This window comes from Enterobacter sp. PTB, from assembly GCF_051130085.1.
Lineage (GTDB): Bacteria > Pseudomonadota > Gammaproteobacteria > Enterobacterales > Enterobacteriaceae > Enterobacter > Enterobacter ludwigii.
Genome location: NZ_JBDKEE010000001.1, coordinates 121,175 through 145,559 on the forward strand (window position 1 = coordinate 121,175; position 24,385 = coordinate 145,559).

The following is a 24,385-nucleotide window of genomic DNA, read 5'->3' on the forward strand; positions in this document are numbered from 1 at the left end:
TTATTTCTTCGGGTAAAGCTCTTTGCGTTTGTACGGCTCTGTTTCACCGGGCTTACGCGTTTTGAGCAACTTCAGTATCCACGTGTATTGCTCAGCATGCGGTCCCACCAGAATCTCGACCTCTTCGTTCATTCGACGCGCAATGGTGTGATCGTCCGCCGTCAGTAAATCATCCATAGGTGGACGCACTTCAATGCTCAGGCGATGGGTTTTCCCGTCGTATACCGGAAACAGCGGGATGACGCGCGCACGGCAGACTTTCATCAGGCGGCCAATCGCCGGCAACGTGGCTTTATACGTCGCGAAGAAATCCACAAACTCACTGTGCTCGGGGCCGTGGTCCTGATCCGGCAGATAGTAACCCCAGTAGCCCTGACGCACGGACTGTATAAACGGTTTGATGCCATCATTACGCGCATGCAGACGGCCACCAAAACGGCGCCGCACGGTGTTCCAGACGTAATCAAAGATCTTATTGCCCTGGTTATGGAACATTGCCGCCATTTTCTGCCCCTGTGACGCCATCAGCATCGCAGGGATATCCACACCCCAGCCGTGAGGAACGAGGAAGATCACCTTCTCGTTGTTGCGGCGCATCTCTTCGATGATTTCCAGCCCTTTCCAGTCAACACGCCTCTGAACTTTCTCCGGCCCTTTGAGCGCCAGTTCGGCCATCATTGCCATGGCCTGAGGCGCGGTTGTGTACATGTCGTCAATCAGCGCTTCGCGCTCGGCGTCACTCTTCTCCGGGAAACAGTACAGGAGGTTAATCTGCGCACGGCGACGGGCACTTTTACCAAACCGACCCGCCAGTCGGCCTATTTTTCCCAGTACCGGATCGCGAACCGAGGCAGGTAACATCGCAATCCCCGCAAATGCGTAAACGCCAAGCCAGGCACTCCAGTTGCGCGGGTGGCGAAAAGATTTTTCAAACTCAGGAATGTACTCAATATTGTTTTTTTGGGTTTCCATGCTGGTTCCAGGGTCTGGTGACGCAAAATTTCATTCAGATAGTGTAGCGAGGCAGCCGCTCGCGTACAAAACAAAAAGCCGGCACATACTGAGGCCGGCTTTTTCACTAAACAGAGGGCTTAATCAAAGCGCAGCTGCGGAATCACCTCTTTCACCTGCGCCAGGTAATCGGAACGATCTTTACCTGTCAGGCCTTCGGTACGCGGCAGTTTCGCCGTAAGCGGGTTCACTGCCTGTTGGTTAATCCACACCTCATAGTGCAAATGCGGCCCGGTAGAGCGCCCGGTATTCCCGGAGAGCGCGATACGGTCGCCACGTTTCACTTTCTGTCCCGGCTTAACCAGCAGCTTACGCAGGTGCATATAGCGGGTGGTATAGGTACGACCATGACGCACCGCGACATAATACCCGGCTGCACCGCTACGTTTTGCAATCACCACTTCGCCATCACCCACAGCCAGCACAGGTGTCCCCTGCGGCATGGCAAAGTCAACGCCACGGTGCGGCGCAACACGCCCGGTGACCGGGTTCAGGCGGCGCGGGTTAAAGTTGGATGAGACTCGGAATTGTTTAGCCGTCGGGAAGCGCAGGAAGCCCTTCGCAAGCCCGGTACCGCTGCGGTCGTAGAACTTACCGTCTTCGGCACGAATGGCGTAGTAATCTTTGCCATCAGAGCGCAGACGCACACCCACCAGTTGGCTCTGCTCACGCTTGCCGTCAAGCATTTCACGGGACATGAGAACGGAGAATTCATCGCCTTTCTTCAGTTTGCGGAAGTCCATTTGCCACTGCATAGCTTTGATTACCGAGCTGATCTCGGCGCTGGTCAGCCCCGCATCGCGCGCGCTGGAGACAAAGCTTGCGCCTACGGTCCCTTTCATCACGCTGTTCACCCAGTCGCCTTTCTGCATTTCACTGGTCATTTTGAAACCGTTTGCAGTGCGATCGTAGGTGCGGGTTTCGCGACGGGACATTTCCCAGGTCAGGCGTTGCAGATCGCCATCAGCGGTTAACGTCCAGGAGAGCTGTTGACCAATTTTCAGGTTACGAAGATCTTTATCAGCCGCCGCCAGCTGGCTGATGTTTCCCATGTCGATACCGTACTGGTTCAGAACGCTGCTTAACGTATCACCCGTCGAAACGACATATTCGTGGATCCCCGCTTCATTCTCAGTTTTATCGTCCAGCTCATCCTGCGGGATGGCTTCATCTTCCTGAGCCGCCTGGTCGATAGGTTCACTGGCCTCAGGGAGGAGAGAGCGGATCTCGCTCTTCTCAAGCTCGATGGTTTTGATGATTGGGGCAGAACTCGGATGGTAAACATAGGGCCGCCAGACGGCGACCGCTAACGTGAGAACTGTAAGAGACCCCAGCATAACGCGATGGGGTCGAGGCAGATTGTTAAATGCCAGGGCGACAGAGCGGGCTATCTGTTGCACGTATTCACTTCCTCGTTAATCTCCTTTCAGGCAGCTCGCATACTGGTTCGCCAGTTGGCTGAGAAACTGCGAATAGCTCGCTTTGCTCAACTGGATATTCGTACCTAGCGGGTCAAGGGTTCCCATGCGCACGGATGTTCCCCTGGCCACGGCTTCTACGACCGCTGGCCTGAACTGTGGCTCAGCAAAAACGCATGTCGCTTTCTGCTCAACCAACTGTGTTCTGATTTCATGTAAACGCTGCGCACCAGGTTGAATTTCAGGGTTGACGGTAAAGTGCCCCAGCGGGGTCAGGCCGTAGTGTTTCTCGTAATAGCCATAGGCGTCATGAAAAACGAAATACCCTTTTCCTTTCAACGGTGCGAGCTCATTACCCACCTGCTTATCGGTTGCGGCTAATTGTGCCTCAAAATGCTTCAGGTTGGCGTCTAGTTTGGCTCGACTTTGCGGCATAAGTTCCACTAATTTGTCATGGATTGCAACCGCCGAAAGCCGCGCTATCTCTGGGGATAGCCAAAGGTGCATGTTGTACTCGCCGTGATGGTGATCCCCATCACCTTTTTCGCCGTCGGCGTGTCCGGCATCATGTTCATCACCGTCGTCGTCAGCCCCTTTCATGAGCAACGGTTTCACGCCCGGGAGTTCGGCAATGGCGACCTGTTTTTCGCCCGGCACCTGTTTTGCCGACTTCTGCATAAACGCTTCCATCTCTGGACCAATCCAGACAACTAAGTCCGCGTTTTGTAAGCGTTTTACATCAGATGGACGCAGGGAATAATCATGCTCGGAAGCCCCATCAGGGAGCAGAACCTGGGTGTCAGTAACCCCATCTGCAATCGCGGAAGCAATGAAACCGAGCGGTTTAAGCGAAGCGACAACAGCAGCGTTAACATCTTGTGCTGTTGAACCCCAAAGGGCAGCGGATAATGCTGCGAAAAGAAGCGTATTTTTATGTAACATAATGCGACTAATCATCGTAATGAATGCGTGGGATGTGATATTATAACATTCGTTGACTTCTGCAAGCTTAAATTGACATGACAACTTTGGTTTCTCTCGACAATATTTCGGTCTCATTTGGCCAACGTCGCGTCCTCTCTGACGTGTCGCTGGATCTGAAACCCGGCAAAATTCTGACGCTGCTCGGCCCCAATGGCGCAGGGAAATCCACCCTGGTGCGTGTGGTGCTGGGTCTGGTAACACCTGACGAAGGGGTTATCCGCCGTGAGGAAAAATTACGCATCGGCTATGTGCCGCAAAAACTCCACCTCGACGCCACACTGCCGCTGACGGTTAGCCGCTTCCTGCGTCTGCGCCCCGGGACACATAAAGCCGATATTCTTCCGGCGCTCAAACGCGTGCAGGCAGGCCATCTGATTGATGCCCCGCTGCAGAAACTGTCCGGCGGTGAAACCCAGCGCGTATTGCTTGCCCGCGCCCTGTTGAGCAGCCCACAGCTTCTGGTGTTGGATGAGCCGACGCAGGGTGTGGACGTCAATGGTCAGGTCGCACTTTATGATTTAATCGACCAGCTACGCCGCGAACTCAACTGTGCGGTGCTGATGGTATCCCACGATCTCCATCTGGTGATGGCCAAGACCGACGAAGTCTTGTGCCTTAACCATCACATCTGCTGTTCCGGCACGCCGGAAGTGGTGTCAATGCACCCTGAATTCATCTCCATGTTCGGCCCTCGCGGCGCTGAGCAACTGGGAATTTATCGCCATCATCACAATCACCGCCATGATTTACAGGGACGAATTGTCCTGCGCCGGGGAAATGGACACTCATGATTGAACTTTTATTGCCCGGCTGGCTGGCCGGGATTATGCTTGCCTGCGCCGCGGGCCCACTGGGCTCGTTTGTGGTGTGGCGCAGAATGTCCTATTTTGGCGATACGCTGGCACACGCGTCTCTGCTGGGCGTTGCCTTTGGCCTGTTACTGGACGTGAATCCCTTCTACGCGGTGATTGTGGTCACGCTGCTGCTAGCCGCAGGGCTGGTATGGCTGGAAAAGCGCCCTCACCTCGCCATCGATACGCTGCTTGGTATTATGGCCCACAGCGCCCTGTCGCTGGGTCTGGTGGTCGTGAGCCTGATGTCGAACATTCGTGTTGATCTGATGGCCTACCTGTTCGGTGACCTGCTGGCCGTGACGCCTGAAGATCTGATCTCCATCGCCGCTGGTGTGGTGGTCGTGCTGGGTATTCTGCTCTGGCAGTGGCGTAATTTGCTGGCGATGACCGTCAGCCCGGATCTGGCGTTTGTCGACGGCGTGAAGCTGCAGCGCGTGAAGCTGTTGCTGATGCTGGTGACGGCGTTAACGATTGGTGTGGCGATGAAATTCGTCGGCGCGCTGATCATCACTTCCCTGCTGATTATCCCCGCGGCCACTGCGCGTCGTTTTGCCCGTACGCCGGAGCAAATGGCCGGTGTCGCGGTTATCATCGGGATGATTGCGGTAACGGGAGGGTTAACCTTCTCGGCGTTCTACGATACCCCTGCCGGCCCGTCTGTGGTGCTGTGTGCGGCGGTGCTGTTTATCTTCAGTATGATGAAGAAGCCTGCAAGCTGATCGCCTCTCCCACCCGGGAGAGGGGACCTCTGCTACGGCATCGCTGGCGGGGTAATACCAAAATGGTTCCACGCCCGCACCGTTGCCATACGACCGCGCGGGGTACGTTGCAAGAAACCCTGCTGGATCAGATACGGCTCAAGCACATCTTCAATTGTCTCGCGCTCTTCACCAATCGCTGCCGCCAGGTTATCCAGTCCGACCGGACCGCCAAAGAACTTATCCAGTACCGCCAGCAACAGCTTACGGTCCATGTAGTCAAAGCCTTCAGCATCAACATTCAGCATATCCAGCGCCTGCGCTGCAATCTCAGCCGAAATCGTGCCATCGTGCTTTACTTCGGAAAAGTCACGTACGCGACGCAACAGGCGGTTCGCAATACGCGGCGTCCCCCGGGAGCGCTTCGCTACCTCAAACGCCCCTTCCTCGCTCATCTCCAGCCCCATATAGCGGGCACTGCGGCCAACGATATGCTGAAGATCCGCAACCTGATAGAACTCCAGACGCTGAACGATACCAAAACGATCGCGAAGCGGAGAGGTCAATGACCCGGCACGCGTCGTCGCGCCAATCAGGGTAAACGGAGGCAGATCGATCTTGATGGAACGTGCTGCCGGACCTTCACCGATCATGATGTCCAGCTGGTAATCTTCCATTGCCGGATAGAGCACCTCTTCCACGACCGGCGACAGACGGTGGATCTCATCGATAAACAGCACGTCATGCGGTTCAAGGTTGGTCAACATTGCCGCCAGATCGCCCGCTTTTTCCAGCACCGGGCCAGAGGTTGTGCGCAGGTTAACGCCCATTTCATTGGCGACAATGTTCGCTAGCGTGGTTTTCCCCAGACCGGGGGGGCCAAAAATGAGCAGGTGATCGAGTGCATCGCCGCGCAGTTTTGCCGCCTGGATGAAGATCTCCATCTGAGAACGAACCTGCGGCTGGCCAATATACTCATCAAGCAGTTTCGGGCGGATAGCGCGATCCACCACGTCTTCTGCCTGAAGGGTGCCTGCCGATACCAGGCGATCTGCTTCAATCATCCTTTACCTCACAATGCCGCGCGTAGCGCTTCACGAATCAGGGTTTCACTGCTGGCATCCGGTTTGGCAATCTTGCTCACCATCCGGCTGGCCTCCTGAGGTTTATATCCCAGCGCCACCAGCGCAGCAACCGCTTCCTGTTCAGCATCGTCAGAGGCTTGTGCGCCCGGCGAGGTAAGCACCAGATCAGCGGCTGGCGTAAACAGATCGCCATGCAGACCTTTAAAGCGGTCTTTCATCTCGACAATCAAACGCTCCGCGGTTTTCTTGCCGATACCCGGGAGTTTAATCAACGCAGCAGGATCTTCGCGCTCAACGGCATTGACGAACTGCGGAGCGGACATGCCGGACAAAATAGCCAGCGCCAGCTTCGGCCCGACGCCGTTGGTTTTGATCAGCTCGCGAAACAGCATCCGTTCCTGTTTGTTGTTGAAGCCATACAGCAACTGGGCATCTTCACGCACCACAAACTGGGTAAAGACAATTGCCTCTTTGCCCGCGTCCGGCAACTCATAGAAGCAGGTCATCGGCATATGGACTTCATAGCCCACGCCACCGACTTCCAGCAGCACTAACGGGGGTTGTTTTTCAATGATGATGCCTCTGAGTCTGCCTATCACGTGACGCTCCTGCGTTCTGGAAGAAATTAACTGCCGACATAATAAAAAAAGGCTGGATAAACATCCAGCCTGATTTGTCATTATCGTAACCTGCCTCGCGCCAGATTAAGCCGCGATTCGCTCATCTGAATCGCGTTCTGGCTTATATGACAGTGGGTAATGGCTATCGCCAGCGCATCGGCGGCGTCTGCCTGCGGGTTCGCGGGAAGCTTCAGGAGCGTACGCACCATATGCTGCACCTGACTTTTCTCCGCGCTACCAATCCCCACGACGGTCTGTTTGACCTGTCTGGCTGCGTATTCGAACACCGGAAGATCCTGATTCACCGCCGCAACGATGGCGACGCCCCGTGCCTGACCCAGTTTTAACGCTGAATCGGCGTTTTTCGCCATAAAGACCTGCTCAATGGCAAAAAAGTCGGGCTGAAACTGGGTGATGATCTCCGACACGCCCGCATAGATTAGCTTCAGGCGCGACGGCAGATCGTCCACTTTGGTCCGAATACAGCCGCTGCCAAGGTAGGTTAACTGGCGCCCTACCTGCCGGATGACGCCATAACCGGTGACGCGCGAGCCGGGGTCAATCCCGAGGATAATCGACATCACGCGTCTCCCGTAAACGGTTTATACGCTCTCATCAGAGAGTCGCTGCAACCTCATCAGAGATTTCACCGTTATGATACACTTCCTGCACGTCGTCGCAGTCTTCGAGCATGTCGATCAGACGCAGCAGTTTAGGTGCCGTTTCCGCATCCATGTCCGCTTTGGTTGACGGGATCATGGAGACTTCAGCGTTGTCGGCTTTCAGACCCGCCGCTTCCAGCGCGTCACGTACTGCGCCCATCTCTTCCCACGCGGTGTAGACGTCGATTGCGCCATCATCATAGGTCACAACGTCTTCTGCACCGGCTTCCAGCGCCGCTTCCATGATTACGTCTTCATCGCCTTTCTCGAAGGAGATGACGCCTTTTTTGCTGAACAGATAGGCCACGGAGCCGTCAGTGCCCAGGTTACCACCGCATTTGCTGAAGGCATGACGCACTTCCGCTACGGTACGGTTACGGTTGTCGGACAGACATTCAACCATCACCGCCGTACCGCCAGGACCGTAACCTTCATAAATGATGGTTTCCATGTTCGCGTCTTCATCACCGCCTACGCCACGTGCGATAGCACGGTTCAGGGTGTCACGCGTCATGTTGTTGGACAGGGCTTTATCCACAGCCGCGCGCAGACGCGGGTTAGACGCCGCATCGCCGCCGCCCAGACGTGCCGCTGTAACCAGCTCACGAATAATTTTGGTGAAGATCTTACCGCGCTTGGCATCCTGTGCCGCTTTGCGGTGTTTGGTGTTGGCCCACTTACTATGACCTGCCATAAAAATTTCCTCAAAGAGCGCGCCTTTTCAGGCTACGTTAATTACAAATTCTTCAATCGCCTGCCGGTTGCTCCACGATTTGGTCAGTGCAGCGGCATCCGCCGCATCCACCCAGCGGTAGGTCAGGTGTTCGGTAAACACGATCTCCCGTTCATGGGGGAGCGCGAGACAGAACCACGATTCCGTATTGCGCTCAATACCCGGCGCATAGCGATGACGTAAATGGCTAAAAATTTCAAACTCCACCGTGCGCTGACAGTCCTTCAGGGTCAGTTGCTCGCAAGCAACGTCAATGGTGACCTCTTCCTTTACTTCGCGCGCGGCGGCCTGCGACGCGGTCTCCCCCTCTTCCAGGCTGCCGGTAACCGACTGCCAGAAATCAGGGTCATCGCGCCGCTGCAACATCAGCACCCGTTTCGTATCTTCTGCATAAATGACAACCAGAACCGAAACGGGACGCTTATACTGCATATTATTCGTTCTCCGAAATCTCTTTTGAAGCTTTCGGAAGCACCTGAATGCCCAGCTCAGCCAGCGCGGCCGGGTTGGCAAAGCTTGGGGCTTCCGTCATCAGACAGGCCGCAGCCGTGGTTTTCGGGAAGGCGATAACATCACGAATGTTGTCGGTGCCGGTCAGCAGCATGGTCAAGCGGTCAAGACCGAATGCCAGACCCGCGTGTGGCGGCGTACCGTATTTCAGGGCATCCAGCAGGAAGCCGAATTTCTCGCGCTGTTCGTGCTCGTTGATTCCCAGAATACCAAACACGGTTTGCTGCATTTCGCCGCTGTGAATACGCACGGAACCGCCACCCACTTCGTAGCCGTTGATAACCATGTCATACGCGTTTGCTACCGCATCTTCCGGTGCCGCTTTCAGCTCTGCCGCCGTCATGTCTTTTGGCGAGGTGAACGGGTGGTGCATTGCGGTCAAGCCGCCTTCACCGTCGTCTTCGAACATTGGGAAGTCGATTACCCACAGCGGAGCCCATTTGCTCTCGTCCGTCAGGCTCAGGTCTTTACCCAGCTTCAGGCGCAGCGCGCCCATCGCGTCAGCAACGATTTTCTTGTTGTCTGCACCAAAGAAGATCATGTCGCCATCCTGTGCGCCGGTGCGCTCGAGGATCGCTTCCACGATTTCCGCGTTCAGGAATTTCGCCACCGGGCTGGTAATGCCTTCCAGACCTTTCGCACGTTCGGTCACTTTAATATAGGCCAGACCTTTCGCGCCGTAGATCTTGATGAAGTTGCCGTAATCGTCAATCTGCTTACGGCTCAGCGCCGCACCGCCCGGTACACGCAGGGCAGCCACGCGACCTTTTGGATCGTTAGCCGGGCCGGCAAATACCGCGAACTCAACGGATTTCACCAGGTCTGCAACGTCCACCAGCTCCATCGGGTTACGCAGGTCTGGTTTGTCAGAACCGTAGCGACGTTCAGCTTCAGCGAAGGTCATGATGGGGAAATCACCCAGTTCCACGCCTTTCACGTCATTCCACAGACTGCGCACCAGGGCTTCCATCACTTCACGCACCTGCTCGGCCGTCATGAAGGAGGTTTCCACATCGATCTGGGTAAATTCTGGCTGACGATCAGCACGCAGGTCTTCGTCGCGGAAGCATTTTACAATCTGATAGTAGCGATCGAAGCCGGACATCATCAGCAGCTGTTTGAACAGCTGAGGAGACTGTGGCAGCGCGTAGAATTTGCCTTTGTGTACACGGGAAGGAACCAGGTAGTCGCGCGCGCCTTCCGGCGTGGCTTTGGTCAGCATCGGGGTTTCGATGTCGAGGAAACCGTGGTCATCCATAAAGCGACGCACCAGGCTGGTGATTTTCGCACGGGTTTTCAGGCGCTGAGCCATTTCCGGACGACGCAGGTCCAGATAGCGGTATTTCAGACGCGCTTCTTCAGTGTTGACGTGGTTGGAGTCCAGCGGCAGCGCTTCAGCACGGTTGATGATAACCAGATCCGACGCCAGCACTTCAATTGCGCCGGTCGCCATGTCTGCGTTAACGTTTTTCTCGTCACGCGCACGTACGGTGCCGGTGACCTGAATGCAGAACTCATTACGCAGCTCAGAAGCCAGCTTCAACGCATCTGCGCGATCTGGGTCGAAGAACACCTGAACGATACCTTCGCGGTCGCGCATATCGATGAAGATAAGGCTCCCAAGATCACGACGACGATTGACCCAACCACACAGGGTTACCTGCTGTCCAACGTGGGACTGACGCAGCTGCCCGCAATATTCTGTACGCATGAGATATCCCTTAATTAGCCGCAGGCTAAATGTCGCCTGGAATGCAGGCTACTATGTCGCAGCTTTCTGTATGTCACAACTGGATGAAAAAAGGCGGCTATTATACTGGAAATTCCGCCAGACGATAAGAGCGAACCACGGCCAGACGGTCGTTTGCTGCGCGCTTATTGCGTATTCTCACAAAAATTAACAAAATTATCCGACCGATAACAGGTCATTACGTCGTAAGGTGTAGCGGAAGCGACTCATTTCACTGGAGTTACCATGTTAACACTTAATGCCCGCAAAACCGCGCTTGTGGTGATTGATTTACAGGAAGGGATCCTGCCGTTTGCCGGAGGCCCGCACAGCGCCGAAGATGTTGTCAGCCGCGCCGCGCGTCTGGCAGAAAAATGCCGTGCCAGCGGTGCCCCTGTGATCATGGTGCGCGTTGGCTGGTCAGCGGATTTCGCTGAGGCCTTAAAACAGCCTGTCGATGCTCAGGTTGCAGCACATTCACTACCTGAAAACTGGTGGACCTATCCGGTTTCGCTCGGCAAACGGGACAGCGATATCGAAGTGACCAAACGCCAGTGGGGCGCATTCTACGGCACCGATCTTGAGCTGCAGCTGCGTCGGCGCGGTATCGACACCCTGATTCTCTGTGGGATCTCCACCAACATTGGCGTGGAATCCACTGCCCGGAACGCCTGGGAGCTGGGCTTTAACCTGGTGATTGCTGAAGATGCATGCAGCGCAGCGTCTGCGGAGCAGCACCAGGGCAGTATGACCCACATCTTCCCGCGCATTGGCCGCGTGCGTAGCACGGACGACATTATAAGCGCCCTATGATCTACCTTGGCCTGCCCCAGTGGTCGCACCCGAAATGGGTGCGCCTGGGTATTACCAGCCTTGAAGAATATGCCCGTCATTTCAACTGCGTCGAGGGCAATACCACCCTCTACGCGCTACCCAGAGCAGAGATTGTTGAGCGCTGGCGCGACCAGACGACCGATGATTTCCGCTTCTGCTTCAAGTTTCCGGCGACGATCTCCCACACCGCTGCGCTGCGAAACTGCGGTGATTTGACCGACGAGTTCTTTGGCCGGATGTCGCCGCTGGCGAACCGCATCGGTCAGTACTGGTTGCAGCTTCCGGCCACCTTTAGCCCACGCGACCTGCCTGCGCTATGGCAGTTCCTTGATACCCTGCCCAAGGACTTCACCTACGGCGTTGAGGTGAGACATGCGGCGTTTTTTGCCAAGGGAGAGGCTGAAACGGCCCTTAACCGTGGCTTACATGCGCGCGGGGTGAACCGGGTGATTCTCGACAGCCGTCCCGTGCACAGCGCCATCCCGCATAACGAGGCCATCATTGATGCCCAGCGTAAAAAGCCCAGAGTGCCTGTTCACGCCGTGGTCACCGCGCAAAACCCGATGGTCAGGTTTATCGGCAGCGATAACATGCAGCAAAACCAGGAGATGTTCGCCGTCTGGCTGCAAAAATTAGCGAAATGGGAGCAAACCACCACGCCGTATCTCTTTCTCCATACGCCGGATATCGCTCATGCCCCCGAACTGGTCGATGTTCTCTGGCAGGCCTTGCAGGCTGCGGTTCCGTCCGTTGGCAGCGCCCCTTCTATCCCACAACAATCTTCTCTTTTCTGATATCAGCCCCTATCATAGGAAGGTGCCATCTGCCAAAAACAGGGAGTTAGTATGGTCAGCGCGCTGTATGCGGTGTTAGGTGCATTACTGCTGATTAAGTTTTCATTTGATGTTGTGCGCCTGCGAATGCAGTACCGTGTTTCTTATGGTGACGGCGGTTTTTCGGAGTTACAAAGCGCTATCCGCATTCACGGTAACGCGGTTGAGTACATCCCCGTTGCGTTAATTTTGCTGCTGTTTATGGAAATGAACGGCGCGGAAACCTGGATGGTGCACGTCTGCGGCCTGCTTCTGATTGCCGGCCGGTTAATGCATTATTACGGCTTTCACCACCGCTTATTCCGCTGGCGTCGTTCCGGCATGAGCGCGACCTGGTGTTCGCTTTTGCTGATGGTGCTGGCTAACCTTTGGTATATGCCGTGGGAGTTGGTTTTCTCCTTCCATTAGCGCACAATACGCCACTTTATTTTTCCCGGATTTTTACGTTATGTCAGATCGCGACACGCTTTTTTCCGCGCCTATCGCCAGCCTGGGCGACTGGACCTTCGATGAACGGGTAGCCGAAGTCTTCCCGGATATGATCCAGCGCTCTGTTCCCGGTTATTCCAATATCATCTCTATGATCGGCATGCTGGCTGAGCGTTTCGTTCAACCCGGCACGCAAGTATATGATCTGGGCTGCTCGCTCGGCGCGGCAACGCTGTCTGTTCGTCGTAACGTTCACCATGAAGGCTGCAAAATCATTGCCGTCGATAACTCCCCGGCCATGGTGGAACGCTGCCGTCGCCATATCGACGCGTATAAAGCCCCGACGCCAGTCGAGGTTGTGGAAGGTGATATCCGTGATATCGACATCAATAACGCGTCGCTGGTGGTTCTGAATTTTACTCTGCAGTTCCTGGTGCCTGAAGACCGTCAGCTGTTGCTGGACAAAATCTATAAAGGCCTGAAGCCCGGTGGCGCGCTGGTGCTGTCCGAGAAATTCAGCTTTGAAGATGCCGAAGTGGGTGAGCTGCTGTTCAATATGCACCACGACTTCAAACGGGCCAACGGCTATAGCGAACTGGAAATTAGCCAGAAACGTAGCATGCTCGAAAACGTGATGCTGACGGACTCCGTCGAAACCCATAAAGCACGCCTGCGTCAGGCAGGCTTCGAGCACAGCGAACTGTGGTTCCAGTGCTTCAACTTCGGCTCGCTGGTGGCGCTGAAAGGTGGGGACATCGCATGATCGAGTTCAGTAATTTCTATCAGCTGATTGCCAAAAACCACCTCTCCCACTGGCTGGAGACGCTGCCTGCACAAATTGCTGCCTGGCAGCGGGATCAGCAGCATGGTCTGTTAAAGCAGTGGTCCAACGCGGTGGAGTTTCTGCCGGAACTGACCCCACACCGTCTGGATCTGCTCCACAGTGTTACCGCGCAAAGCGAAACGCCGCTTCCGCCCGGGCAGATAAACCGCATTGAAACGCTGATGCGTAACCTGATGCCGTGGCGCAAAGGTCCGTTCTCACTCTACGGCGTTAACATTAATACTGAATGGCGTTCTGACTGGAAATGGGATCGCGTGCTGCCTCACCTTTCCGACCTGACCGGGCGAACCATTCTGGATGTTGGCTGCGGCAGCGGTTACCACATGTGGCGCATGATTGGCGCAGGGGCACATCTGGCGGTGGGGATTGACCCTATGCAGCTATTCCTGTGCCAGTTTGAAGCGGTGCGTAAATTGCTGGGTAACGACCAGCGCGCGCACCTGCTGCCGTTGGGTATTGAGCAGCTCCCTGCCCTGAAGGCGTTTGACACCGTGTTTTCGATGGGGGTCCTGTACCACCGCCGCTCCCCACTCGAACATCTGTGGCAGCTGAAAGATCAGCTGGTCAGCGGCGGCGAACTGGTGCTGGAAACGCTGGTGGTAGAGGGTGATGAAAATACCGTTCTGGTGCCGGGCGATCGCTATGCGCAGATGCGGAACGTTTACTTTATTCCTTCCGCGCCGGCGCTGAAAAACTGGCTGGAGAAGTGCGGTTTTGTGGATGTCCGAATTGCCGATGTTTGCGTAACGTCAACTGAAGAACAGCGTCGCACCGACTGGATGATCACGGAATCACTGGCGGAATTCCTCGACCCGGCAGACCACAGCAAGACTGTCGAAGGGTATCCTGCGCCAATGCGCGCGGTGTTGATCGCGACGAAACCGTAGATTCCCCCGGTCCTCTTCCCAAAGGGGCGAGGGAGAAAAGACCGCACCGTACTGTCCCCTCTCCTCTTTGGGGAGAGGGTTAGGGTGAGGGGCATAAAAAAAGGCCCCTGTTGAAATTGCAGGGGCCTGGTACAAGCAAGCATCATATTGGGCGACATGATGCGCGGTAAAAATCGGTACGTTGCTACACGTGATGACGTTCAATCATCGATTTCATTACCGCAACCGACGCTCCCTCTACACCGTAGCGTGAGTACTCATCCGCTTCAGCATCCGTCGACATTGACAACCCTGTGTTGCGATAACGCATGGGCGATGGCATCCATTTGCCCGCAGAGCTGTGAAGCTCCTCTACCCCGGCGTTTAAAAACAGTTCCATATTGCTGGCACGCACTCCCGCACCCGCCATTATTATTGGAACACCGGAATGTGCTTTTAGTTCCGTAATTAATTGCAGTCCTTTTTCAGCAGAGGACTGCTGACCCGATGTCAGGACCCGCGCCACGCCAAGTTCAGCAAGAATATCAAAGGATTGCAGGGGATCTTTACACATATCAAACGCGCGATGAAAAGTGACCGCCATCCCTTTTGCCGCGTTCATGACCTGACGCATGCGCGGCAGATCGACATTGCCGTCTTCATCAAGCAACCCAATAACCAGGCCGGGGAATCCCAGATCGCCAACGAGAGTGATATCTTCAAGCATGGCACTGAACTCGCCCGGCGTGTAACAGAAATCGCCGCCGCGAGGACGAATAATCGGGTGTACCGGAACGGTGACAGCCTGACGGGCAGACTTCAGCATCCCGTATGAAGGCGTTAACCCACCCTCTTTGGGTGCGGCGCACAGTTCAATGCGGTCAGCCCCGTGCTGTTGCGCGGTGACGGCACACTCCACGCTGTAACAACAAATCTCCAGCAGCGCCATTACATCCTCCTTAATATCCACTTAACGCACCATCATGACACGCAGGCTACGCCCGGTCTCAGCGTACGGTCACATCTTATGCTTCGCTGGCAACAATCTGTTCAATCGTCCAGGGATGGAACTTCACGGTAACCTGTCCGTCAGTGACGGCCAGAGTAGGATTTGGCAGACGCTCACGTTCGCCTTTCGGGGAACTTGTTTTCACAAAAATGCCAGGCTTGCTCAGACCCTCATCAGACAACAGCGCCAGTGCACGAGCATTCAGCGTTTCGGGCTCACCCGGCAGGACAATTTCGATATGCTCCCAGCCTTCATGCGGATAGCGTTTCTCGCCCGGCCAGGGCAATTCGACCACACTGAACTGCCAGTGAGCCACGCACACCGGTTCATGCAGTTTGAACAGGCAGATGGGGCGACCGTTAATGACGTTCTCTGAGAGCAACTCGCCACACTGTTCAAATCCGCGACGCCAGCGCTCGGCGGTTGCGTTCTGATGGCAGCGCAAGGAGATGTGATCGGCCTCAAGCGGCGCAATATCCAGACCAAGGCGGGTGGCAAGTTCTGTGAACGCCTGGGTGAAGCGCGGTAAATCTGCGGAAATATCATGCAGTTCGTCAATGGAGTGCCAGTTCGCCATACGTCAGTCTCTTATCGTGTCGCAAAGCCGCTAATTTACTCTGTTGCCCTCTTTCGACCAACCTCTGAATAGCGGTTTTTACGACTGCATGTTTATGCATGCTTTCTTAGCCTGGATTCTGAGCAATCTTCGGCCCCCGCAATGCTGACGCCAGAAGGCATTTGCAGTATACTCCCGCCCTAAATTCTTTAACTGGCGCGGGCGGTTATTTGCCCGCATCAAAAATGTAAGGTATCCAGGTGAATATTCAGGCTCTTCTCTCCGAAAAAGTCAGTCAGGCACTGATTGCAGCAGGTGCGCCTGCGGATTGCGAACCGCAGGTTCGTCAGTCAGCAAAAGTACAGTTTGGCGACTATCAGGCTAATGGCGTGATGGCAGTGGCTAAAAAACTGGGTATGCCGCCGCGACAACTCGCCGAGCAGGTGCTGACTCATCTGGATCTCACCGGTATTGCCAGCAAAACTGAAATCGCCGGCCCTGGATTTATCAACATCTTCCTTGAGCCTGCTTTCCTGGCACGCCACGTTGACGCGGCGCTGAAATCTGACCGTCTGGGTGTCTCCCAGCCAGAAGCGCAGACCGTGGTGATTGACTACTCAGCGCCAAACGTGGCGAAAGAGATGCACGTCGGGCACCTGCGTTCCACCATTATCGGTGACGCAGCCGTGCGTACCCTGGAGTTCCTCGGACACAAAGTGATCCGCGCGAACCACGTGGGCGACTGGGGTACCCAGTTCGGGATGCTGATTGCTTACCTGGAAAAACAGCAGCAGGAAAACGCGGGTGAAATGGCCCTGGCAGACCTGGAAGGGTTCTACCGCGAAGCTAAAAAACACTACGACGAAGACGACGCTTTTGCCGAGCGCGCGCGCAGTTACGTGGTAAAACTGCAGGGCGGCGACCCGTACTTCCTCGAGATGTGGCGTAAACTGGTTGACATCACCATGTCCCAGAACCAGCTCACCTATAATCGTCTGAACGTTACCCTGACCCGTGACGATGTGATGGGTGAAAGCCTCTATAACCCGATGCTGCCTGGCATTGTGGCCGACCTGAAAGCCAAAAACCTGGCGGTTGAGAGCGAAGGCGCTACGGTCGTGTTCCTTGATGAGTATAAAAACAAGGAAGGTGAACCGATGGGCGTGATCATCCAGAAAAAGGATGGCGGCTATCTCTACACCACCACCGATATCGCCTGTGCGAAATACCGTTACGAAACGCTGCATGCGGACCGCGTGCTGTACTACATCGACTCCCGTCAGCACCAGCACCTGATGCAGGCGTGGACTATCGTGCGCAAAGCAGGCTACGTGCCGGATTCCGTGCCGCTTGAACACCATATGTTCGGCATGATGCTGGGTAAAGACGGTAAGCCGTTCAAAACCCGTGCAGGCGGTACCGTGAAGCTGTCCGACCTGCTGGACGAAGCGCTGGAACGCGCTCGCCGTCTGGTGGCCGAGAAGAATCCGGATATGCCTGCCGATGAGCTGGAAAAACTCGCCAACGCCGTGGGTATCGGTGCAGTGAAGTACGCGGATCTCTCCAAGAACCGTACCACCGACTATATCTTCGACTGGGATAACATGCTGGCCTTTGAAGGTAATACTGCGCCGTATATGCAGTACGCCTACACCCGCGTGCTCTCCGTGTTCCGTAAAGCCAGTATCGATGAAAGCGCGCTGGCCAATGCTGAGGTGATCATTTCCGAAGATCGCGAAGCCCAGCTGGCGGCACGTCTGCTGCAGTTTGAAGAGACGCTGGCCGTTGTCGCACGTGACGGTACCCCGCACGTGATGTGCTCTTACCTGTACGATCTGGCGGGTCTGTTCTCCGGTTTCTACGAACACTGCCCTATCCTGTCTGCGGAAAGCGAAGCGGTCCGCAACAGCCGCCTGAAGCTGGCTCAGCTGACGGCGAAGACCCTGAAGCTGGGTCTGGATACCCTGGGTATCGAAACCGTAGAGCGCATGTAATAAACAAACCCGGCCATCGCCGGGTTTTTTATGTTCAAAAATATTTGCGCAGGTATTCCGTTAAACACAGGATTGCCATGGCCTGTCCATAGGGCATCGACGTGAGTGGGATCTGGCGATAGAACGCCAGATCGCTGCCCATCCCCGTACCGAACGACGTCTGCAGTAACTCCCCTTCCGGCGAGATATTTTCCACAATGCCGCGAATCGCTTTCTCCGCCACCTCAGCATATTCCGCGCCGACATAGCGTTTACGCACCGCTTTCAGAATACCGTAGGCAAAGCCTGCCGTGGCTGACGCCTCAAGGTAGGCGTGCGGATCGTCGAGCAGCGTATGCCACAGGCCGCTATCGTCCTGACATTTGGCGAGGGCCGCAATCTGCGCGTTCAGCACCTGCACAAGGTAGCGGCGAACGGCGTTATGTTCAGGCAAATCCACCAGCTCAAGGAAATCCGGGATCACGATGGTCAGCCAGCTGTTGCCTCGTGCCCAGCGTGCCTTCGCAAAGTTATGGTGGCCTTCGTAATTCCAGCCGTGGAACCACAGGCCGGTTTCACGATCCATCAGGTTTTGCACGTGCAGCAGAAACTGATACACCGCCTCTTCAACGTACTCCGGTTTATTAAGGAGTTTGCCGATTTTCGCCAGTGGCAGAACCGTCATCATCAGCGTGTCATCCCACATCTGCTGAGAATTCTCTTCCGCCAGGGTGATGTGCTGCATGCCGCCATGGTCGGTGCGCGGCATCTCATTCATGGCCCACTCCGCCCAACTTTCCAGCCACGGCAGCCAGGCCGGGTTTCTGGTCTCTTCGTAACGATAAGCCAGCGTCAGGAACGGTGACATGGTATTCACGTTTTTGGTGGTCGCCCCTTCCCTGAAACGATCGGCAAACCAGCGGTCAATGATGTCACGCATCGCTTCGTCGCCCGTCTGGCAGTAATACTGCCAGATACCGTATAACCCCACGCCGTGGGTCCACTCCCAGCCTGCCCATCCTTTGGTGTCAATGACCCGCCCGTCGTCCAGGCGCAGTAAAAACTCACCTGTCGTGTCGTGGATATTAACGAGGTTATGCGTCACCTTTTCAATCAGCGATTTCAGCTCGTCCCGGGCGATGAAATGCGCAGGCTGACGCAGGAGTGGACTGTGTTTGACCGGCCAAACTTTCATTATCTTAACCTCTGTTGTATGTCGAATTCAGTACCGCGCGCCCCTTCAGCGAAGGTGCCGCAGGCTTATTACGATTCAGATAACCGATGTTGTTATTGCCCCACAGCGACGCATAAGGCATACCGGCCAGCATCTCTACGGTGGCGCGGGCTTCTGGTGTCGCACTCTCAGGAATGGCGCGGCCAGACGCGCGCATTTTGGCGGTCTCTTCACGCAGCGTGGTATGGGTGTGCAAATTGAGTTTGAAACGCAGCGAGACCAGGAAGCCGCAGAACAGAACCAGAAGCGTTCCCACGCTCAGGATCAGCAGAATGGTGTGGCTCACTTCCGCGGGCTGGGTCTTCTGTCCGCTGACAAAGCCGGACATCTGCATCACAATGCCCACCAGCATTACCGCCCCCGCCTGCGAGGCTTTGCGGGTCAGCGTCATGATGCCGGCGAAAATCCCTTCGCGGCGCTGGCCGGTGATCACTTCATCGACATCAGCAATGTAGGTGTAGGTATTCCACGGCACATAGTTGATCCCACCGCGTCCCAGACCGGCAACTGCAGAGACCAGCAATAACAGAGAGTAGATATCACTCAGGCCCGCGTAATACAGCACGGCGTAGGAAAGCGATGCCAGGCCAAACAGCACCACGACCATTCGATAGGACGGCGCGGGTCCGAAGCGAATGCACAGCGGGATCATGGCGATAACCGCAATAAACTGGAAGATGGCCATCGTGCCCAGCAGGCTGGAGGCCATGGATGCTTCCTGCATCAGCACGAAAACCACGTAGTAGGTAAACACGGCATTAAAGACGTCCTGGGCGATATACCCGCCAAGGTACATCCCCAGATGCTGACGGAAAATTCTCACGCGCAGCGTAGAGCTCAACTCCACAAACAGGCGGTTGAGGCTCTGCCCGAGCGACAGTTTCTTCTTCTCTTCTTCGGCACGCAGGGCGGCTTCGCTCCACTCTTCCCGCGGTCGCTCCCAGGTGAAGAACCAGACGAGCATCAGCATCAGCGCGCACAGCACGGAGAAGACCAGGCTTGCATAGAAAAAGGAGACCGCGTTGTCTTTGCCGAAATGCGTGAGCAGGATCCCCGGCAGGAATGAGGCCAGGATGGCAGACATTTGCGCCATCGAGATACGGGCACCTGAGAAGCGGGTTTTCTGTTTGAAGTCATCGGTCATTTCCGGCACCAGCGTTTCATACGGCACCAGAATCATGGTGTAGACGATATCGAACACCAGATAGGTCAGCAGGTAATACCAGAAACTCATCTCCCCCACCCACATCAGGGAGTAGCTGAACACGCACGGGATCCCCAGCAGAATAAAGAACTTACGCCGACCGAAGCGCTTGCCGAGCCAGGTCGTGCCAAAGTTATCGGTCAAAAAGCCCATCAAAGGGCTGACGACAGCATCCAGTACCCTTGCGGCGGCAAAGATGAAGGTTGCTTCAATCGGGGAGAGTCCACAGAACGTTGTATAAAAATACAAAAGCCAGGCCGCCGTCAGGGCGGTGGTTCCCGCCCCGAGGAAATCGCCTGACCCGTAAGCAAGATAATTTGCGAGTCCAATTTTTCGTGTTTTCATTGCCGTCAACCCTACTCAGTTTTGGGAGACTCCCTGTAAGCAAAATCTGATCCGGGAGTTATTACACGGCTACAGTAAGAGTATCCACCTGGTGATACCTTTCTGTTTTTGCCATCACCGGCAAGCGGCTGGCAAAAATGCAAAGAGTGTCGTTACGCGTGTCACTGATTTATAAAACAGCGTTTCTTTTACATCAAAAGAGGAGGTCATTTTTTGCGAGCCAGCCATCAGAAATGGCTGATGGCTGACGCAGAAGGCGGGGTATTAGCGGTAGTTGACGATGACGGAATTACGCTGAACTTTCAGCGCAGGGATCAGGCGTCCGCCGCCCGGCACTTCCCAGATAAAGCGCAAAGGTTCGACAGCAGGCACGCCGTTGAAGGCCTGAGTGGTGCCATTCTCTCCATCAATTTCCGTACAGCGTGTCTGGGAGCACAGCCGTACCCGAAGCCCGGCAGGCGTTGGGCCAATAAGCGTGTAGTTCCAGACCACCAGGGTCATCAGACCGGACACCGGCTCAGTCGGTGATAGTGGTCGCGAAGACATGGCGACACCGCGGTTGCTGAGGGTCACGCCAATGCTGCTGGCCTGCCAGGTCCCTTCCCCGGCGGCCTGGGCCACCAGCGGAAAAAGTAAAATCCATAACCACTTACGCATTATTTTCCTCCGATCGTCGCCGTCATACGGATATGACGGTTATCCGACAACTCCATATTCGACAGCACGACCAGCTGGTTCAGGCTACGGCGCAGGAAGCGCGACAGCAGCGGACGCAGCGCATGGTTCACCAGCAGAACCGGTGGCGCACCCAGCATCTCCTGACGCGCCAGCGCCTCTTGTGTTTGCTCCAGCAGACGGTCGGCCAGGCCAGGTTCCAGCCCTCCACCGCCCTGCAGAGCCTGCAGCAGCAGACGTTCAAGCGGCGTATCGAGGCCGATAACCTGCACTTCCCCGGTGCCCGGGAACCACTGCTGCGTGATCGCCCGCCCCAGTGCCACGCGCACCACCGCCGTCAGTTCGTGCGGATCGCTTTGCAACGGTGCATGCTCGGCGAGGGTTTCCAGAATGGTACGCATATCGCGGATCGGCACTTTTTCCTCGAGCAGGTTTTGCAGCACCTTGTGCAGCGTGGTCAGCGTCACGACGCCTGGCACGAGATCTTCCGTCAGCTTCGGCATCTCCTGCGTGACACGGTCGAGCAGTTGCTGGGCTTCCTGACGACCAAACAGCTCTGCCGAGAATTGTCCAATCAGATGGTTCAGGTGGGTCGCCACCACGGTACTCGCCTCCACCACGGTGTAGCCCTGAATTTGCGCCTGCTCTTTCAGCGCGCTTTCAATCCAGATAGCAGCCAGGCCAAAGGCCGGGTCGATGGTTTGCTCGCCCGGCAGCGTACCCGCCGCGGTGCCTGGGTTAATGGCCAGCCAGCGGCCAGGATAAGCATCACCGCTGCCAATCTCTACGCCTTTCATCAGAATACGATAGCGCGCAGGCGGCAGATCCATATTGTCGCGGATGTGAACCACCGGCGGCAGGAAGCCCATGTCCTGGGCGAATTTTTTACGGATGCTGCGGATTCGGCCCAACAGTTCGCCATCCTGCTGGAAATCGACCATCGGGATGAGGCGATACCCTACTTCCATTCCCAGCGAGTCTTCCAGTTGAACGTCGTTCCAGGTCGCTTCCACGGCCTGCGTGTTCTCCGGCATTTTTACCGGGGCAGGTTCCGCTGCCGGGGTCATCTCACGGCCACGCATCCACCAGGCAAGGCCCAGCAATGCCGCAGTGAACAGCAGGAACACCAGGTTTGGCATTCCCGGCACCAGACCGAGCAGGCCCAGCACCGCGGCGGCCAGCAGCATCACGCGCGGGTTACTGAAGAGTTGCCCGACCATCTGCTCGCCAACATCCTGATCGGTACTGACGCGGGTCACGATAACCCCCGCCGCCGTTGAGATGACCAGCGCCGGGATCTGCGCCACCAGACCGTCACCAATGGTCAGCAGCGTATAGCTTTCCGCCGCGTGGCCCATGTCCATACCGTGCTGCAGCACGCCCACCAGCAGGCCGCCGACCACGTTAATCACCATGATCAGGATGCCCGCAATGGCATCACCGCGAACAAACTTACTCGCACCGTCCATTGAGCCGTAGAAGTCAGCTTCCTGCGTCACTTCCGAGCGGCGCTTTTTGGCTTCATCTTCGGCAATAAGCCCGGCGTTCAGATCCGCGTCGATGGCCATCTGCTTGCCCGGCATCCCGTCAAGCACAAAACGCGCGCCCACTTCCGCGATACGTCCGGCACCTTTGGTGATAACCATAAAGTTAATGATGACGAGAATGACGAACACCACGATACCGATGGCAAAGTTACCGCCGACCAGGAAGTGGCCGAATGCCTCAACCACTTTACCCGCCGCGGCAGCACCGGTGTGGCCTTCCATCAGAATGATACGGGTTGACGCCACGTTCAGCGCCAGCCTTAACAAGGTGGTAAACAGCAGAATGGTCGGGAATGCGGCGAACTCAAGGGTGCGCTGGGTGAACATCGCCACCAGCAAAACCATAATGGACAACGCAATGTTGAATGTGAAAAGCAGGTCGAGGATGAACGCCGGAAGCGGCAAGACCATCATCGACAGAATTAGCAGGATGAGAATCGGTCCGGCAAGGATCTGCCATTGCGTCGATTTCAGGTTGCCGGGCAGGCGCAACATTGCCACCAGATTAGCCATCAGTGTCCTTCTCGTTCATAAAATCCAGCGCGTCAGGCACCGGAAGGTTCTCAGGTTTCACAGGCCGTTGACCGCCAGCCAGACGCCAGCGTTTCAACTGCCATACCCAGGCCAGCACTTCCGCCACCGCGGCGTAGAGTTGTCCTGGGATCTGTTGTCCAATTTCCGCATGGCGATACAGCGCTCGCGCCAGCGGAGGCGCTTCGAGTATGGGCACCCGGTTTTCGGTACCAATTTCACGAATACGCAGAGCGATGAGCCCCGCCCCTTTCGCCACCACTTTCGGCGCGCTCATTTTGTTTTCGTCGTACTGCAGCGCAACGGAATAGTGTGTCGGGTTAGTCACAATGACGTCGGCTTTTGGCACATCTTCCATCATCCGCCGACGGGCGGCAGCACGCTGCATCTGGCGGATACGCCCTTTCACGTGCGGGTCACCTTCCATCTGCTTATATTCATCCCGAATATCCTGACGAGACATGCGCAGTTTCTTGAAGTGGCTGTAAAGCTGGAAGATAACGTCAAAACCCACCATGGGAATAATGCTGAGCACCACCAGCAGTGCACAGAGCCCGGCCAGGTTCAGCGCATTGCTCATCGCGGTTAACGGCGATTCGCTGATAAGGCGCATCATTTCCGGCCAGTGGTGCCACAGAAAAAAACCGCCGGTACTGCCCATCAGGACCGATTTCAGAATCGCTTTAAGCAACTCCGCACCGGTTTGCGCCGAGAACATTTTCGCAATCCCCGGCAGCGGGTTCAGTTTCGAAAACTTGGGTTGCAGCGATTTCCCGCTAAACACCAGACCGCCCAGCATCACGGGCGAGACCAGCGCCACCAGCACGACGCCGGTAATCAGGGGCAACAGCGCAAGCATGGCATCTTTAACGAGCAGGATTATCTGGCTGAGGATCAGGTTAGGGTCGTTGACCATACTGTGGTCAAAACGTAGGCCAGCCGAGAGCATTCCCGCCAGTTTGCGGGCGAGCGCCTCCCCACCCCACCAGATAATGCACACGCCTACGATGAGGATCAGCAGGGATGTCAGTTCTCGGGATCGGGGGACCTGCCCTTCCTCACGCGCTTTTTCTAGTCGGTGGGGTGTGGGGGCTTCCGTTTTGTCGTCGTTCTCTTCTGCCACAGTGCCTGCTCGCAGCCCATTTAGTCACGGGTATCATGCCAGCCTGACCTTTCATCAATGGGTTGAAAAAACCCAATA

At 55.9% G+C, this 24,385-nt stretch carries 24 protein-coding genes; 8 read left to right on the forward strand and 16 right to left on the reverse strand.

Translation table 11 applies throughout. From position 1 onward, the window contains the following. The 3 genes from lpxM to znuA form a co-directional block, all read right to left on the reverse strand. The gene (lpxM, locus tag AAIR21_RS00555) at window positions 1-972 is read right to left on the reverse strand and encodes a lauroyl-Kdo(2)-lipid IV(A) myristoyltransferase (protein ID WP_113656008.1); all 972 of its coding nucleotides are present in this window, start codon (window positions 970-972) and stop codon (window positions 1-3) included. Window positions 973-1,091: 119 nt separating this feature from the next. Further along, window positions 1,092-2,411 carry a murein DD-endopeptidase MepM gene (gene mepM / locus AAIR21_RS00560; RefSeq protein WP_014170636.1) on the reverse strand — a complete coding sequence of 440 codons (1,320 nt, stop codon included), beginning with the start codon at window positions 2,409-2,411 and terminating at the stop codon, window positions 1,092-1,094. Between the two features lie 15 nt (window positions 2,412-2,426). After that, a complete protein-coding gene (znuA, locus tag AAIR21_RS00565) occupies window positions 2,427-3,371 on the reverse strand; it encodes a zinc ABC transporter substrate-binding protein ZnuA (RefSeq protein WP_183516191.1) in 945 nt (314 codons plus the stop codon). Window positions 3,372-3,448: 77 nt separating this feature from the next. On the opposite strand from znuA, the gene znuC reads away from it, so the two are divergent. Further along, on the forward strand, window positions 3,449-4,204 hold the full coding sequence (gene znuC / locus AAIR21_RS00570) for a zinc ABC transporter ATP-binding protein ZnuC (RefSeq protein WP_014170638.1): 756 nt from the start codon (window positions 3,449-3,451) through the stop codon (window positions 4,202-4,204). After that, the gene (znuB, locus tag AAIR21_RS00575) at window positions 4,201-4,986 is read left to right on the forward strand and encodes a zinc ABC transporter permease subunit ZnuB (RefSeq protein WP_183516190.1); all 786 of its coding nucleotides are present in this window, start codon (window positions 4,201-4,203) and stop codon (window positions 4,984-4,986) included. The genes znuC and znuB overlap by 4 nt, the downstream gene beginning before the upstream one ends. A 32-nt stretch (window positions 4,987-5,018) precedes the next feature. Here the strand turns inward: znuB and ruvB are convergent, their stop codons facing one another. From ruvB to aspS, 6 genes are all read right to left on the reverse strand, one after another. Beyond that, entirely contained in the window at window positions 5,019-6,029 is a 1,011-nt protein-coding gene (gene ruvB, locus AAIR21_RS00580; RefSeq protein ID WP_014170640.1) for a Holliday junction branch migration DNA helicase RuvB, read from the reverse strand. A gap of 8 nt (window positions 6,030-6,037) precedes the next feature. Further along, entirely contained in the window at window positions 6,038-6,649 is a 612-nt protein-coding gene (gene ruvA, locus AAIR21_RS00585) for a Holliday junction branch migration protein RuvA (protein ID WP_020883395.1), read from the reverse strand. A gap of 80 nt (window positions 6,650-6,729) precedes the next feature. Continuing rightward, window positions 6,730-7,251, reverse strand: a complete 522-nt coding sequence (ruvC, locus tag AAIR21_RS00590; RefSeq protein ID WP_020883394.1) for a crossover junction endodeoxyribonuclease RuvC — start codon at window positions 7,249-7,251, stop codon at window positions 6,730-6,732. 34 nt (window positions 7,252-7,285) lie between these two features. Further along, window positions 7,286-8,026, reverse strand: a complete 741-nt coding sequence (locus tag AAIR21_RS00595; protein WP_014170643.1) for a YebC/PmpR family DNA-binding transcriptional regulator — start codon at window positions 8,024-8,026, stop codon at window positions 7,286-7,288. A 27-nt stretch (window positions 8,027-8,053) separates the two neighbouring features. Further along, window positions 8,054-8,497, reverse strand: a complete 444-nt coding sequence (gene nudB, locus AAIR21_RS00600; RefSeq protein WP_014170644.1) for a dihydroneopterin triphosphate diphosphatase — start codon at window positions 8,495-8,497, stop codon at window positions 8,054-8,056. 1 nt (window position 8,498) lies between these two features. Next, window positions 8,499-10,286 carry an aspartate--tRNA ligase gene (gene aspS / locus AAIR21_RS00605; protein ID WP_032678430.1) on the reverse strand — a complete coding sequence of 596 codons (1,788 nt, stop codon included), beginning with the start codon at window positions 10,284-10,286 and terminating at the stop codon, window positions 8,499-8,501. A 264-nt stretch (window positions 10,287-10,550) separates the two neighbouring features. Between aspS and AAIR21_RS00610 the strand changes: the two genes are divergently transcribed. Genes AAIR21_RS00610 through cmoB form a run of 5 tightly spaced genes read left to right on the forward strand, consistent with a single transcriptional unit; the run spans window position 10,551 to window position 14,131 of the window. After that, window positions 10,551-11,117 (forward strand): hydrolase, encoded by a 567-nt coding sequence (locus tag AAIR21_RS00610; protein ID WP_032678431.1) that lies wholly within the window; start codon window positions 10,551-10,553, stop codon window positions 11,115-11,117. Further along, a complete protein-coding gene (locus AAIR21_RS00615; RefSeq protein ID WP_020883392.1) occupies window positions 11,114-11,932 on the forward strand; it encodes a DUF72 domain-containing protein in 819 nt (272 codons plus the stop codon). The genes AAIR21_RS00610 and AAIR21_RS00615 overlap by 4 nt, the downstream gene beginning before the upstream one ends. Window positions 11,933-11,983: 51 nt before the next feature. Then, entirely contained in the window at window positions 11,984-12,379 is a 396-nt protein-coding gene (locus AAIR21_RS00620) for an MAPEG family protein (RefSeq protein ID WP_020883391.1), read from the forward strand. 40 nt (window positions 12,380-12,419) lie between these two features. Further along, window positions 12,420-13,163 (forward strand): carboxy-S-adenosyl-L-methionine synthase CmoA, encoded by a 744-nt coding sequence (gene cmoA, locus AAIR21_RS00625; protein WP_020883390.1) that lies wholly within the window; start codon window positions 12,420-12,422, stop codon window positions 13,161-13,163. Further along, window positions 13,160-14,131, forward strand: a complete 972-nt coding sequence (cmoB, locus tag AAIR21_RS00630) for a tRNA 5-methoxyuridine(34)/uridine 5-oxyacetic acid(34) synthase CmoB (protein WP_020883389.1) — start codon at window positions 13,160-13,162, stop codon at window positions 14,129-14,131. Before cmoA ends, cmoB begins: the two co-directional genes overlap by 4 nt. Window positions 14,132-14,315: 184 nt before the next feature. Here the strand turns inward: cmoB and cutC are convergent, their stop codons facing one another. After that, the gene (cutC, locus tag AAIR21_RS00635) at window positions 14,316-15,059 is read right to left on the reverse strand and encodes a copper homeostasis protein CutC (RefSeq protein ID WP_073396023.1); all 744 of its coding nucleotides are present in this window, start codon (window positions 15,057-15,059) and stop codon (window positions 14,316-14,318) included. Between the two features lie 76 nt (window positions 15,060-15,135). Further along, window positions 15,136-15,696 carry a VOC family protein gene (locus AAIR21_RS00640; protein WP_020883387.1) on the reverse strand — a complete coding sequence of 187 codons (561 nt, stop codon included), beginning with the start codon at window positions 15,694-15,696 and terminating at the stop codon, window positions 15,136-15,138. A gap of 239 nt (window positions 15,697-15,935) precedes the next feature. Here AAIR21_RS00640 and argS point away from each other — a divergent pair, with 239 nt between their 5' ends. Beyond that, window positions 15,936-17,669, forward strand: a complete 1,734-nt coding sequence (argS, locus tag AAIR21_RS00645; protein WP_014170653.1) for an arginine--tRNA ligase — start codon at window positions 15,936-15,938, stop codon at window positions 17,667-17,669. Window positions 17,670-17,703: 34 nt separating this feature from the next. Here argS and AAIR21_RS00650 read toward each other — a convergent pair whose 3' ends face one another. From AAIR21_RS00650 to flhB, 5 genes are all read right to left on the reverse strand, one after another. Beyond that, window positions 17,704-18,843 carry a glycoside hydrolase family 88/105 protein gene (locus AAIR21_RS00650; RefSeq protein ID WP_032680772.1) on the reverse strand — a complete coding sequence of 380 codons (1,140 nt, stop codon included), beginning with the start codon at window positions 18,841-18,843 and terminating at the stop codon, window positions 17,704-17,706. Window positions 18,844-18,847: 4 nt separating this feature from the next. Next, a complete protein-coding gene (locus AAIR21_RS00655; protein ID WP_025203842.1) occupies window positions 18,848-20,431 on the reverse strand; it encodes an MFS transporter in 1,584 nt (527 codons plus the stop codon). A gap of 264 nt (window positions 20,432-20,695) precedes the next feature. After that, window positions 20,696-21,091, reverse strand: coding sequence for a flagellar protein FlhE (gene flhE / locus AAIR21_RS00660; RefSeq protein WP_123266835.1), 396 nt, complete (start codon window positions 21,089-21,091; stop codon window positions 20,696-20,698). Beyond that, window positions 21,088-23,166, reverse strand: a complete 2,079-nt coding sequence (gene flhA, locus AAIR21_RS00665) for a flagellar biosynthesis protein FlhA (protein WP_014170658.1) — start codon at window positions 23,164-23,166, stop codon at window positions 21,088-21,090. The genes flhE and flhA overlap by 4 nt, the downstream gene beginning before the upstream one ends. Next, complete coding sequence (gene flhB, locus AAIR21_RS00670) at window positions 23,159-24,307, reverse strand: flagellar biosynthesis protein FlhB (protein ID WP_014170659.1); 1,149 nt, start codon at window positions 24,305-24,307, stop codon at window positions 23,159-23,161. The genes flhA and flhB overlap by 8 nt, the downstream gene beginning before the upstream one ends. Window positions 24,308-24,385: the final 78 nt, after the last annotated feature.